13 protein-coding genes are annotated in these 12364 nt (G+C 69.7%); 5 read left to right on the top strand and 8 right to left on the bottom strand.

All coding sequences use genetic code 11. The features are described 5' to 3' along the window. Positions 1–73: 73 nt before the first annotated feature. Positions 74–271, top strand: a complete 198-nt coding sequence (locus ACWCPN_RS07175; protein WP_199211083.1) for a hypothetical protein — start codon at positions 74–76, stop codon at positions 269–271. A gap of 31 nt (positions 272–302) precedes the next feature. On the opposite strand, the gene ACWCPN_RS07170 is transcribed toward ACWCPN_RS07175, so the two are convergent. Then, a complete protein-coding gene (locus ACWCPN_RS07170; protein WP_451203103.1) occupies positions 303–608 on the bottom strand; it encodes a metal-sensitive transcriptional regulator in 306 nt (101 codons plus the stop codon). A gap of 207 nt (positions 609–815) precedes the next feature. On the opposite strand from ACWCPN_RS07170, the gene ACWCPN_RS07165 reads away from it, so the two are divergent. Next, positions 816–1436 carry a DUF47 domain-containing protein gene (locus ACWCPN_RS07165; RefSeq protein WP_015493282.1) on the top strand — a complete coding sequence of 207 codons (621 nt, stop codon included), beginning with the start codon at positions 816–818 and terminating at the stop codon, positions 1434–1436. 7 nt (positions 1437–1443) lie between these two features. After that, entirely contained in the window at positions 1444–2442 is a 999-nt protein-coding gene (locus ACWCPN_RS07160) for an inorganic phosphate transporter (protein WP_199211085.1), read from the top strand. 107 nt (positions 2443–2549) lie between these two features. Here the strand turns inward: ACWCPN_RS07160 and pstB are convergent, their stop codons facing one another. The 4 genes from pstB to pstS form a co-directional block, all read right to left on the bottom strand. Beyond that, positions 2550–3326, bottom strand: coding sequence for a phosphate ABC transporter ATP-binding protein PstB (gene pstB, locus ACWCPN_RS07155; RefSeq protein ID WP_199213570.1), 777 nt, complete (start codon positions 3324–3326; stop codon positions 2550–2552). 65 nt (positions 3327–3391) lie between these two features. Next, positions 3392–4453, bottom strand: a complete 1062-nt coding sequence (gene pstA, locus ACWCPN_RS07150) for a phosphate ABC transporter permease PstA (protein ID WP_451203098.1) — start codon at positions 4451–4453, stop codon at positions 3392–3394. Then, complete coding sequence (gene pstC, locus ACWCPN_RS07145) at positions 4450–5457, bottom strand: phosphate ABC transporter permease subunit PstC (RefSeq protein ID WP_451203095.1); 1008 nt, start codon at positions 5455–5457, stop codon at positions 4450–4452. The genes pstA and pstC overlap by 4 nt, the downstream gene beginning before the upstream one ends. Before the next feature lie 139 nt (positions 5458–5596). After that, the gene (pstS, locus tag ACWCPN_RS07140) at positions 5597–6724 is read right to left on the bottom strand and encodes a phosphate ABC transporter substrate-binding protein PstS (protein WP_392295234.1); all 1128 of its coding nucleotides are present in this window, start codon (positions 6722–6724) and stop codon (positions 5597–5599) included. A gap of 323 nt (positions 6725–7047) precedes the next feature. Here pstS and ACWCPN_RS07135 point away from each other — a divergent pair, with 323 nt between their 5' ends. Continuing rightward, positions 7048–8607 (top strand): FAD-binding oxidoreductase, encoded by a 1560-nt coding sequence (locus tag ACWCPN_RS07135; protein ID WP_451203092.1) that lies wholly within the window; start codon positions 7048–7050, stop codon positions 8605–8607. Between the two features lie 51 nt (positions 8608–8658). Here ACWCPN_RS07135 and ACWCPN_RS07130 read toward each other — a convergent pair whose 3' ends face one another. The 3 genes from ACWCPN_RS07130 to ACWCPN_RS07120 form a co-directional block, all read right to left on the bottom strand. Further along, complete coding sequence (locus tag ACWCPN_RS07130; RefSeq protein WP_365127577.1) at positions 8659–9360, bottom strand: phosphatase PAP2 family protein; 702 nt, start codon at positions 9358–9360, stop codon at positions 8659–8661. A gap of 230 nt (positions 9361–9590) precedes the next feature. Beyond that, positions 9591–10610 (bottom strand): C40 family peptidase, encoded by a 1020-nt coding sequence (locus ACWCPN_RS07125; RefSeq protein WP_451203089.1) that lies wholly within the window; start codon positions 10608–10610, stop codon positions 9591–9593. Between the two features lie 93 nt (positions 10611–10703). After that, complete coding sequence (locus ACWCPN_RS07120) at positions 10704–11477, bottom strand: trypsin-like serine peptidase (RefSeq protein WP_451203087.1); 774 nt, start codon at positions 11475–11477, stop codon at positions 10704–10706. Positions 11478–11724: 247 nt separating this feature from the next. Here ACWCPN_RS07120 and ACWCPN_RS07115 point away from each other — a divergent pair, with 247 nt between their 5' ends. Then, the gene (locus tag ACWCPN_RS07115) at positions 11725–12144 is read left to right on the top strand and encodes a cupredoxin domain-containing protein (RefSeq protein WP_451203084.1); all 420 of its coding nucleotides are present in this window, start codon (positions 11725–11727) and stop codon (positions 12142–12144) included. Positions 12145–12364 lie beyond the last annotated feature (220 nt).

Raw genomic sequence — 12364 nt, 5'->3', positions numbered from 1 at the left:
ACTAGCCCGTCCGTGCCATGCGCGGTGTGTGGGGCGCTGCCTACTCTAGGAAGTCGGTGACGGCAGAGACGAGGTGACGCACGTGGCTCCGCTCGGCGGTACGGCAGTTCAGGACCATGTGGCCCTCGCCGAGATCGAACTGTGCGGAGAGCTGATCATCGCCGCCTCGGCAGCCGAGGACCGGCTGAGCCTGGAGAGCATCGACGAGGTGCTGCGGGTGGCCGAGGAGCGGAAACCCGCCGATCGCCCCCGGGGCCGGGACCGGCTCTGAGACCGGCCGCGGGCCCGGCGGCGGGCCCGGCTCAGGTGCGCAGCAGCCGGCCGATCGCCTTCGTCGCCTCGTCCACCTTGGCCTCGATCTCTTCGCCGCCCTTGAGGGCCGCGTCCGCCACGCAGTGCCGCAGGTGCTCCTCCAGCAGTTGCAGCGCGAAGGACTGCAGGGCCTTGGTGGAGGCGGAGACCTGGGTGAGTACGTCGATGCAGTACGTGTCCTCGTCGACCATGCGCTGCAGGCCGCGGATCTGGCCCTCGATGCGGCGCAGCCGCTTGAGGTGCTCGTCCTTCTGCTTGTGGTAACCGTGCGTGGCGCCGGCCTCGGTCGTCGTCATCACGGGCCTCCATGTCGGGACGGGCTGCGGATACATACCCCTACTGGGTATATGGTAACGAATTTCGCGGGGTAGAGGGCCCCTGGGTACGCCCCCGTGCTGATCGGTCCGAACGATGGGCGACACTGGGAGACGGCCCGATAGCCGTGGCCGGATGTTGCGCCTAGCATCAGCCTGACCGAAACCGAAGCACCTAGAGGACCCCAAGTGCGCTTTCGTCTGACCCCCAGGGAGACGAGCTTCTACGACATGTTCGCCGCGTCCGCGGACAACATCGTCACCGGCTCGAAGCTCCTGATGGAACTGCTCGGGGCGGACTCTTCCGCCCGGGCCGAGATCGCAGAGCGTATGCGGGCCGCGGAACACGCAGGTGACGACGCCACGCACGCGATCTTCCACCAGCTGAACTCCTCCTTCATCACGCCCTTCGACCGTGAGGACATCTACGCCCTCGCCGGGTCCCTGGACGACATCATGGACTTCATGGAGGAGGCCGTCGACCTGGTCGTCCTCTACAACGTCGAGGAGCTGCCGAAGGGCGTCGAGCAGCAGATCGAGGTGCTGGCCAGGGCGGCCGAGCTGACCGCGGAGGCGATGCCGAACCTCCGCACGATGGACAACCTCACCGAGTACTGGATCGAGGTCAACCGGCTCGAGAACCAGGCCGACCAGATCCACCGCAAGCTGCTCGCCCACCTCTTCAACGGCAAGTACGACGCCATCGAGGTGCTGAAGCTGAAGCAGATCGTGGATGTGCTCGAGGAGGCGGCGGACGCGTTCGAGCACGTGGCGAACACGGTGGAGACCATCGCCGTCAAGGAGTCCTGAGGCGTCGATGGACACCTTCGCCCTGATCGTGACCGTCGCGGTCGCGCTCTTCTTCACGTACACGAACGGCTTCCACGACTCCGCGAACGCGATCGCGACCTCGGTGTCGACGCGGGCGCTGACCCCGCGCGCGGCGCTCGCCATGGCCGCGGTGATGAACCTCGCCGGCGCCTTCCTGGGCTCCGGGGTCGCCAAGACCGTCAGCGAGGGCCTGATCGAGACACCGCAGGGCTCCAAGGGGATGGCCATCCTCTTCGCCGCCCTGATCGGTGCCATCGTCTGGAACCTGCTGACCTGGTACTTCGGCCTGCCCTCGTCGTCCTCCCACGCCCTCTTCGGCGGCATGGTGGGCGCGGCGCTCGCGGGCGGCACCGAGGTGCTCTGGAACGGCGTCCTCGACAAGGTCGTCATCCCGATGTTCCTGTCGCCGGTGGTCGGCCTGATCGTCGGCTACCTGGTGATGACGGCCATCCTGTGGCTGTTCCGCCGCTCCAACCCGCACAAGGCCAAGCGGGGCTTCCGGATAGCGCAGACGGTGTCGGCGGCCGCGATGGCGCTCGGGCACGGTCTGCAGGACGCCCAGAAGACCATGGGTGTCGTGGTGCTGGCCCTGGTCATCTCCGGCCACGAGACCTTCGGCGACCCGATCCCGGTCTGGGTCAAGATCGTCTGTGCCGTGATGCTGTCCCTGGGCACGTACGCCGGCGGCTGGCGGATCATGCGCACGCTGGGCCGCAAGATCATCGAGCTCGACCCGCCGCAGGGGTTCGCGGCCGAGGCGACGGGCGCGTCGATCATGTTCACCACGGCGTTCATCTTCAAGGCGCCGATCTCCACCACGCACGTCATCACCTCGGCGATCATGGGCGTGGGCGCGACGAAGCGGGTGAACGCGGTGCGCTGGGGCGTGGCCAAGAACATCGTCATGGGCTGGTTCATCACCATGCCGGCGGCGGCCCTGGTCGCCGCGGCGGCCTTCGGGCTCGTCAACCTGACCGTCCTGTAGCGGGCCGGCGGCACGGAAACGACTGGGCCCGCCCCCGGAGATCCGGGGGCGGGCCCTTTTGCGTCCTCGCGGTGGCACCGCCATGCAGCACCGCGAGGGGATCTGGATTACCCGAAGCGGCCGGAGATGTAGTCCTCCGTGGCCTGCACGGACGGGTTGGAGAAGATCCGCTCGGTGTCGTCGATCTCGATCAGCCGGCCGGGCTGGCCGACCGCCGCCAGGTTGAAGAAGGCGGTACGGTCCGACACCCGGGCCGCCTGCTGCATGTTGTGCGTCACGATGACGATCGTGAAGCGCTCCTTCAGCTCACCGATCAGGTCCTCGATGGCGAGCGTGGAGATCGGGTCCAGAGCCGAGCAGGGCTCGTCCATCAGCAGCACCTTCGGCTCCACGGCGATCGCCCGGGCGATGCAGAGCCGCTGCTGCTGGCCGCCGGACAGGCCGGAGCCGGGCTTGTTCAGCCGGTCCTTGACCTCGTTCCAGAGGTTCGCGCCCTTCAGCGACTTCTCGACGATGTCGCTGAGCTCGGACTTCCTGTAGCTGCCGTTCAGCCGCAGGCCCGCCGCCACGTTGTCGAAGATCGACATCGTCGGGAAGGGGTTCGGCCGCTGGAACACCATGCCGACCTCACGCCGTACCGACACCGGGTCGATGCCGGCGCCGTACAGGTCCTCGTCGTCCAGCAGCACCTTGCCCTCGACACGGCCGCCGGAGGTCACCTCGTGCATCCGGTTCAGCGTGCGCAGGAACGTCGACTTGCCGCATCCGGACGGCCCGATGAACGCGGTCACCGAGCGCGGCTCGACCGTCATCGAGATGTCCTCGATCGCCTTGTGGGAGCCGTAGTAAGCGGTGAGTCCGCTCACGTCGATTCGCTTGGCCATAACTACTTCACTTCCAGTCAGTCGCTGAGGGGGTCGCCACGCGGCCGCAGCCGCCATTCGATGCCTTAGCGACCGGTCTTCGGGGCCTTCCAGCGGGCGATGCCCCGGGCCACCATGTTCAGGATCATCACGAAGGCGATCAGCGTGAGCGAGGCCGCCCACGCGCGGTCGTACGCCGCGTTGGCGCCGGCGCTCTGCGAGTACTGCTGGTAGATGTACAGCGGCAGCGACGCCTGCGCGCCCTCGAAGGGGTTGTTGTTGATGAACGGGTTGCCGAACACCAGCAGCAGCACCGGGGCGGTCTCGCCCGCGATACGGGCGACGGCGAGCATGACGCCGGTGGTGATGCCGCCGATCGAGGTCGGCAGGACCACCTTGAGGATGGTGCGCCACTTCGGCACGCCGAGCGCCAGCGACGCCTCGCGCAGCTCGTTCGGCACGAGCTTCAGCATCTCCTCGGTGGAGCGGACCACGACGGGCATCATCAGGATGGCCAGCGCGAGCGAGCCGGCGAAGCCGAAGGGCTGCATCTCGAAGATCAGCATCAGGCTGAGGATGAACAGGCCCGCGACGATCGACGGGATGCCGGTCATCACGTCCACGAAGAACGTGACGGCCTTGGCGAGCCTGCCGCGCCCGTACTCCACCAGGTAGATCGCGGTGAGGATGCCGATCGGCGCGCCGATCAGGGTGGCGAGGCCGACCTGCTCCAGGCTGCCGATGATCGCGGCGTAGATACCGCCGCCCGGCTCGGAGTCGGCGACGACCCCCATGGAGTGGGTCAGGAAGTAGACGTCGAGGACCTTCACACCGCGCGCCACGGTCACCCAGATCAGGGAGACCAGCGGGACGACGGCGAGCAGGAAGGCGACCCAGACGAGCGAGATCGCGACGCGGTCCTTGGCCTGGCGGCGGCCCTCGACGCGGGCGGCGACGCCGAACGTGCCGAGGACGAACAGGATCGCGGCGATCAGGCCCCACTGGACCTTGCTGTCCAGGCCGGCGGCGAGGCCGATGCCCACCGCGACCACGAGGGACCCGGCGGCGATGGCCCAGGGGGACCACTTCGGCAGGCTCGCGCCGCGCAGCGAGCCGGCGCGCTTGTCGGCGAGGCTGGCGGTGCTCATGCGTTGGCCCCCGAGTACTCCTTGCGGCGGGCGATGATCGCGCGGGCCGCACCGTTGACCAGCAGGGTGATGACGAACAGGACCAGACCGGAGGCGATCAGCGCGTCACGGCCGTCCTGCGTCGCCTCACTGAACTTGCTGGCGATGTTCTGGGCGAAGGTGCCGCCGCCCGGGTCGAGCAGGCTGGCCTGGATGTCGAAGGTCGGGGAGAGCACGGTGGCGACGGCCATCGTCTCCCCGAGCGCGCGGCCGAGGCCGAGCATCGAGGCGGAGATCACGCCGGAGCGGCCGAAGGGCAGCACCGCCATGCGGATGACCTCCCAGCGCGTGGCGCCGAGGGCCAGCGCGGCCTCCTCGTGCATCTGCGGGACCTGCCGGAAGACCTCACGGCTCACGTTGGTGATGATCGGCAGGATCATGATCGCGAGCAGCAGACCGACGGTGAGCATCGAGCGCGGTGCGCCGCCCTGCCAGTCGAAGACGCCGGTCCAGCCCAGGTACCTGTCCAGCCAACCGTAGAGACCGGTCATATGCGGTACGAGGACGAGCGCGCCCCACAGGCCGTACACGATGGACGGCACGGCGGCGAGCAGGTCGATCACGTACGCGACCGGGCCGGCCAGCCGGCGCGGCGCGTAGTGCGTGATGAACAGCGCGATGGCGACCGAGATCGGGACCGCGATGACCATGGCGACGACCGAGGAGACGACCGTGCCGAAGGCCAGCACCGCGATGCCGAAGACCGGCGGGGTGAGGTTGGTGTTCCACTCGAAGGTGGTCAGGAAGTTGCCGTGGTCCTTGCTGATCGCGAGCGAGGCGCGGTAGGTGAGGAAGACCGCGATCGCGGCCATGATCACCAGCAGCAGGATGCCCGAGCCACGGGACAGTCCGAGGAAGATGCGGTCACCGGGGCGGGTCGCGCCACGGGCGTTGCGCGCCTGCTCGGTCAGGGTCGGCTCTGGACTGGGGGGAAGTGCGTCGGTTGTCTGCGTCGATATGTCCATCGGGTTCTCCGGTCTGCGGAGCCGCCTCGACGGGCGGCTCGGTGGAGCCGTACGCCCCTCGGGAGGGGCGGTGCGGCTCCGGGCGGCGGTGCACCGGACGGTGCGGCCCGGCCCCGCGGGGGGCCGGACCGCACTCAGGTCAGTTCAGGCCCTCGATGGTGGTGCGGACCTTGGCGATGATCTCGTCGGGGACGGGCGCGTAGTCGATGCCCGAGAGGATCTTCTGGCCGTCCTCGCTGGCGATGTAGCGCAGGAAGGCCTTGGTGGCGGGCAGGCTGTCCGCCTTGTTGCCCTTGTCGCAGACGATCTCGTACGTGACCAGGGTGATCGGGTACGCGCCCTCGGCCTTGGTCTTGTAGTCGAGCTGCAGCGACAGGTCCTTGCCGGTGCCGACGACCTTGGCGGCCGCGATGTCGGCGGTGGCGCTCTCGGTGCTGGGGGCGACCGGCTTGCTGGCGCCCGTGTCGATGGAGACCGGCTTGATGCCGTCCGAGACGTAGGACAGCTCGAAGTAGCCGATGGCGCCGGCGGTCTGCTTCACCTGCTGGGCCACGCCCGCGGACTGCGGAGCGGACTGGCCGCCCTTGGCCTGCCAGGCCTTGCCGCCGGAGTACTTCCAGTTGTCCGGGGTGGTGGCGATCAGGTACTTGGTGAAGTTGTCCGTGGTGCCGGACTCGTCCGAGCGGTGGAACGGCTGGATCTTGAGGTCGGGAAGCTTCGCCGACGGGTTCAGCTTCTTGATCGCCGGGTCGTTCCAGTTGGTGATCTTGCTGTCGAAGATCTTGGCGAGGGTCGGCGCGTCCAGGACCAGGTTGTCCACACCCGGGACGTTGAAGCCGACGGCGATCGGACCGCCGACCATCGGGAGGTCGATGCCCTGGCCGCCGGAGCAGACCTTCTTGGAGGCGGTGACCTCTTCCGGCTTCAGTGCGGAGTCGGAACCGGCGAAGGCGACCTGGCCCTGCGTGAACGCGGTGACACCGGCGCCCGAGCCGCCGCCCTTGTAGTTGATCTGCACGCCACAGGCCTGCGAGAAGTTCTTCACCCAGGCGTCGATCGCGTTCTTCTGCGCGGAGGAGCCGTCGGCCAGGAGCTGCCCCTTGGCATCGTCGCACTTGATGGAGCCGGCGCTGGTCGAGGACGAAGAACCGTCCGTCGTCTTCTTGCCCGTGTCGTCGGAGCCGCACGCCGTCAGGGCCAGGGCGCCGGAGACGGCGACAGCACCGAGCGAGAGGGCGCGCAGCCGGTTCTTGCGCTGAAGCTTCACTTTCGGGAGTTCCTTCCAGGAGCCGCCGCAGTCGGCGGCGTGCGAAGACATCGAGGGTGCGTGAGCGCGTTCATGGCCGCCCCGAGCACCGCGTAAGGCCGAAATTAGGCAGAACAGGTGAAGCCGCCGATGGCCGGAAGTGAACGAGGAGTGAACCCCTGCCGTCGGCCCGGTGAGGTCACGGAATGCTCACGGGGAGAGCACGTGGAGGTTCCGGCGTCCCACTCGCGCGGACACGCCCTCGATGTTCTTCCTCGTGCGACGGGAACCCGTGTGCGCATGGCGTCGTCTCGTTCCAGGAGAGCCGAGGAAAGGCGACGGACATGGAACGGCGTACGTTCATCACGGGCGGCACGGCCGCGCTGGCCACCACCGCGCTGGCGGGCTGCAGTTCCGGCACGGACACCTCCGCACGTTCCTCGGCGCGGTCCTTCTCATCGTCCGGCACGGCCCTGAAGACCACCAGCCAGGCCGCCGCCGCCAACTGGGCGGCCCTCGCCCGCGACCTGGACGGCAGCCTGGTGCGCCCCGGGGACGCGAGCTGGACGACGGCCCACCAGCTCTACAACACCCGCTTCGACGGCCTGAAACCGGCGGCGGTGGCCTACGTCGCCCACACCGCCGACATCCGCACGACGCTGGCGTACGCCAGGGCGCACGGCATACGCGTGTCCATACGCAACGGCGGCCACTCCTACGCGGGCTACTCCTCCGGCGACAACCGGCTCGTCCTCGACGTCTCCCGGCTCAACCGGATCCGGGTGAGCGGCGGGCAGGCGGTGGTCGGCGCCGGCTCCAAACTGATCGACGTCTACCGCGGGCTGGCCGCGAAGGGCGTGACCATACCCGCCGGCTCCTGCCCCACCGTCGGCGTCTCCGGACTGGTCCTCGGCGGCGGCCACGGAGTCGCCTCCCGCGCCTACGGCCTGACCTGCGACAGCCTCACCCGGGCCACGCTCGTCACCGCCGACGGCACCCAGGTGACGGCCGACGCGCAGCAACACTCCGACCTGTTCTGGGCGCTGCGCGGCGCGGGCAACGGCAACTTCGGCGTCGTCACCGAACTGCACTTCAAGACCCACCCGGCGCCGCAGGCGGTGACGGCGTACATGACGTGGCCCTGGTCGAAAGCGGCCGCGGTCGTCAAGGCCTGGCAGGAGTGGGGCCCCTCCCAGCCGGACGAGATCTGGTCCTCCCTGCACCTGGCCTGCTCACCGGGCCGGACCCCCACCGTCTCGGTGGCCTGCTTCTCCCTGGGCACCTACGGCGAGCTGCAGAACGCCGTGGACCGCCTGGCCCACAAGGCCGGCGCCGACGCCTCCTCCGTCTCGCTGCGCCGCCGGGGCTACGAGGAGGCCATGGAGATCTACGCCGGCTGCTCCTCCTTCTCCTCCGACGCCCAGTGCCACCTGCCCGGCTCCACCCCGGGCCGCTCCGGCCAGGGCAGGCTGGGCCGGGAGACCTACGCGGCGCGCTCCGACTTCTTCGACCGCTCGCTGTCCGCCGCGGGCATCCAGACCCTGCTCAGGCAGATCGGCTCCGTCCGCGGCGGCGCGGGCAGCATCGCGTTCACCGCGCTCGGCGGCGCGGTCAACCGGGTCTCGCCCACGGCGACGGCCTTCGTCCACCGCCGCTCCCGGATGCTGGCGCAGTACATCGCGTCCTGGGGCGCGGGTGCCTCCGGCGGTTCGGCGCAGTCGTGGCTGACGTCGGCTCACCAGGCCATGGCTCCCTACGCCTCCGGCGCGGCCTACCAGAACTACACGGACCCCACCCTCAGGAACTGGCGCAAGGCCTACTACGGGGACGCGGCGTCGCGGCTGAGCACGGTGAAGAAGCAGTACGACCCGGACCGCTTCTTCTCCTACGCGCAGGGCCTGTGACCGACGCGCCGGCCGCGGGGGCGAAGCCCCCCCGGCCGGCACCGGCTCCGGTTACGCCGCGAGATCCCGTTCCTCGGACGCGACGGGCTTCCGGGCACCGGAGAACAGGGCATCGCCCCGGCTCCCCGCGGAGCGGCTCCGCACGAGCCGTCCCGCCCGCGGCGACCGCTCGACCGCCTTCAGCAGCGGCGTCAGCAGCGCCATGGCCGGCGGCGACAGCAGCAGCGCGACCGCCGTGCCCAGCGCGAATCCGCCGACGACGTCCGTCGGGTAGTGCACGCCCATGTAGACCCGGCAGAACCCCTCCAGCAGCGCCAGCCCGATGCCGGCCAGGCCGAAGCGGCGGTTGGCCACGAACAGCCCGACCCCCAGCGCCATTGTGATCGTCGCGTGGTCGCTGACGAAGGAGAAGTCGGTCTTCCCGGAGACGAGGACGTCCAGCCCCCGATGGTCGACGAAGGGCCGCGGCCGCTCGACGAACCCCCGTATCGGCACGTTCACCAGGACCGCGATGCCGGCCGCCAGCGGGGCCCACACGAGCGCGGCGACCGAGGGGGCCGCCTCCTCACCGCCCCGCCGCCGCACGGACCACCAGCACCACAGCACGAGCAGCACCATGGCCACCAGCAGCCCGTACTCACCCACGAACTCCATGACCCGGTCGAACCAGTGCGGCGCTTCCTTGGCCAGGCCATTGATGTCGTACAGCAGGTCGACGTCGGGGTTCGATCCGGATTCGGCGAGTACAGCCATGGTGCTGTGGCCCCTTCGTCGTAGTCCCGGACGCACCTCGTGTGCGTCGCTCCGGCTCCCCGTGGTTCGTAGATCCGCATCCGCTGCACTGCCGTACTGACGTCCGCTCGGCTACGTCAACAGGAACGCACGGCCCCCATCAATACGTTCCACTCTCCACCGAATGATCACGCAGACGTTATCGAAGAGAGACTCATCTCCGCAGCTCAGGGGGCAGGTTCACGCTCGGTTCACACGTTGGTGGGGAGTGCTTTTGCGCCATCTTCGGTCACGCGCGTCGCACCGAAGTAGTCGGGGGTGTCGACGGGGTCGAACCGGATGACGGCCCCCGTCCTCGGCGCGTCGATCATGTACCCGCCGCCGACGTAGATGCCCACGTGCCGGATGGCCCGCGAGTCCGTGAGGTCGTCGGAGAAGAAGACCAGATCACCCGGCATCAGTTCGTCCCGCGAGGGGTGCGGACCGGCGTTGTACTGGTCGTTGGCGACCCGGGGCAGGGTGATGCCGACCTTCTCGTACGCGGCCTTGGTCAGGCCGGAGCAGTCGAAGCGTCCTCCCTGGTCGGCGGTGCCGGTACCGCCCCAGAGATAGGGCGTTCCGAGCTTGCTCTGCGCGAACGCGATGGCACCCGCGGCCTGCCGGCTCGGGTCGAGCCGGGTGACCGGCGCGGCGAAGCTCTTCTCCAGGCTGCGGATCCGCTTGACGTAGTTCTGCGTCTCGCTGATGGCCGGCACCCCGCCCGACCTTATGACGCGGTACGCGCCCGCGTTGTAGGCGGCGAGCATGTTGTCGGAGACGTTCCCGGGAACGTCCTTGACGTACTTGGCGAGTTCGCAGTCGTACGACGCGGCCGACGGGATCGCGTCATTCGGGTCCCAGATGTCACGCCTGCCGTCGCCGTTGCCGTCGATGCCGTGCGTCGCCCAGGTGCTCGGGATGAACTGGGCGATGCCGCGCGCGTCCGCGGGGCTGACGACGGTCGGGTTCCAGCCGCTCTCCTGGTAGAGCTGGGCGGCGAGCAGCGCCGGGCTCAACGCGGGGCACAGGTTGCCCCATCGCTGCACGAGTTGCTTGTAGGCGGCGGGTACGGCGCCCTTGGCCAGTCCGCGGCTGCCCGTGACGACGTCGTTGGCGAGGCTTCCGGCGACCACGTACACCCCGACCACGAGCAGCATGACGAAGCCCATGCCGAGCCCGACCGCCGCACCCCCGAGCACCCATACCTTCCGCACGGTCCAACTCTCCCCCATGTCGGACCGGTTCCAGTCATCATCGGCGCGAAGTGGCGCCATTTCACAGGGGAACGGCGAGAACGGCCCTGGCCCGCAGCGGCTGACGCGTACTCAGGACGCGGCCACGGCCCGCCGGTACAGCTCCGCCGCCTGCCCGCGCAGCACCACGCTGTACGAGACGTCGGCCGTGCTCCCGCCCTTCTCGTACCCGCCGAGCACCCCGACGACCCGGCCGCCGCCGTCGGTCCACGGGCTGCCACTGGTGCCGCCGGGGAAGCCGGGGCAGTCGATGCGCTGCTGGGTACGGCCGCGCCGGTCGGGCCTGTTGGTGCAGCTGACGGGCGTCTCGCGGGAGTCGGGGTAGCCGGTCAGCGTCACGGCGGCGCCGGTGGCCCCGCCGGCCTGGAGCCGGTTGGCCCCGACCGCGTCCTCGATCTCCCTGCCGTCCAGCGGGTCCAGGCGGGCCAGGGCGACGTCGCTGTCCTCGTCCCGCCCCTCGGCCCAGCCGTCGGGCACGAACGTCCTCCCCACCCGCCACACCCCGTACGGCGCCTTCCCGTCCCGGTACCCCGGCACGAACACCAGGTCGCCGGCGCCGTCCACGCAGTGGGCCGCGGTGACGATCAGATCGCGCTGCGGGCTGTGCACGACCGAGGCGGTGCAGAAGTGCCCGCCGGCCAGGCCGCCGATCCGGTCGGACCCGAACAGCGCGCCCACCCGCATGGTCCGAGCCGTCTCGGCGGCCACGGCCGTGACCCCGAGCGGCTCGGGCCCGTCGTCGGCGGCCGCGGCGGAGGCGGAGGTCAGCGCGAGCAGCACCACGGCACCGAGGAGAGCGGGCCGCGAGGTGAACCAGGCGCGGGCGGTGCGAGAGATGCGCTTCATCGGGCCCCCACTCTCCGCCACGAGCTGAGAAAGCCGTCCCGGCCACGCCGCCGTGCCCGCGAGACCTCCCGGAGGGGTCGCGCGACCGCATCCACCGTACTGTCCCGCCGCCACTCCCGCCTCCCGAGTCGTCACATCGGGTCACCACCGCCGTGGCCGAGGAAGGCGGCCGGCCCGGGCAAACCCTGGCGCGCAGTCGCCCGTATACAGCGATGGACGGCCTTTCACCCGGAAGGGGATGAGCCGCATGACACTCTCGGCACACAGGACCCTCACGCCACTCGGTGCCGCCGCGGCGGCGTGCGCGGCCGCGCTCGTGCTCGCCGCCTGTTCCGGCGGGGGCGGCGGCCGGACGGGCGGCACGACGCCGAGCCGCTCCGCGAACCCGGGGACCCGGGTCGCGGTCACCGAGACCGAGTACGCCCTGAAGCTGTCCCGGTCGTCCTTCGCACCGGGCACCTACACCTTCGTCTCCGGCAACCACGGCAGGATCACGCACGCCCTGTCGATCGACGGCCCCGGCGTGGAGGACGCCAGGACCAAGAACCTCCGAAGCGGCCAGGAGGGGGCGCTGACGGTGCACCTCAGGAAGGGCACGTACGACCTGTACTGCCCGGTAGACGGCCACAAGCAGCTCGGGATGGACCAGCACATCGAGGTCGGCTGAGCCGGCGTGAGAACATCGTGTCGACGCCTCACCCGACCAGCCGTCAGAAACCTCGCGGAGTCGTAGAAGGGGTCAACGACGGAACCACACGACAGGTTCCGCTCCGGCGTCGTTGCCCGGCGTGACCTGCCGTGATACACAGAGTGACCGTACGGGTCATTCGTACGAAACCCGCCGGCCAATGACGTCAAGTCGACATACGACCGCGGCGTTGTCGGCG

This window comes from Streptomyces sp. NPDC002386 (assembly GCF_053593175.1).
Note: the sequence above shows the minus strand (reverse complement) of the source record. Positions and strands in the feature narration are given on the sequence as shown.

Coding starts and splice junctions, on each gene's coding strand:
- ACWCPN_RS07170 (WP_451203103.1), bottom strand. CDS start 608: ATGACGACGACCGAGGCCGGCGCCACGCACGGTTACCACAAGCAGAAG.
- ACWCPN_RS07160 (WP_199211085.1), top strand. CDS start 1,444: ATGGACACCTTCGCCCTGATCGTGACCGTCGCGGTCGCGCTCTTCTTC.
- pstB (WP_199213570.1), bottom strand. CDS start 3,326: ATGGCCAAGCGAATCGACGTGAGCGGACTCACCGCTTACTACGGCTCC.
- pstA (WP_451203098.1), bottom strand. CDS start 4,453: ATGAGCACCGCCAGCCTCGCCGACAAGCGCGCCGGCTCGCTGCGCGGC.
- pstC (WP_451203095.1), bottom strand. CDS start 5,457: ATGGACATATCGACGCAGACAACCGACGCACTTCCCCCCAGTCCAGAG.
- ACWCPN_RS07135 (WP_451203092.1), top strand. CDS start 7,048: ATGGAACGGCGTACGTTCATCACGGGCGGCACGGCCGCGCTGGCCACC.
- ACWCPN_RS07130 (WP_365127577.1), bottom strand. CDS start 9,360: ATGGCTGTACTCGCCGAATCCGGATCGAACCCCGACGTCGACCTGCTG.
- ACWCPN_RS07125 (WP_451203089.1), bottom strand. CDS start 10,610: ATGGGGGAGAGTTGGACCGTGCGGAAGGTATGGGTGCTCGGGGGTGCG.
- ACWCPN_RS07120 (WP_451203087.1), bottom strand. CDS start 11,477: ATGAAGCGCATCTCTCGCACCGCCCGCGCCTGGTTCACCTCGCGGCCC.
- ACWCPN_RS07115 (WP_451203084.1), top strand. CDS start 11,725: ATGACACTCTCGGCACACAGGACCCTCACGCCACTCGGTGCCGCCGCG.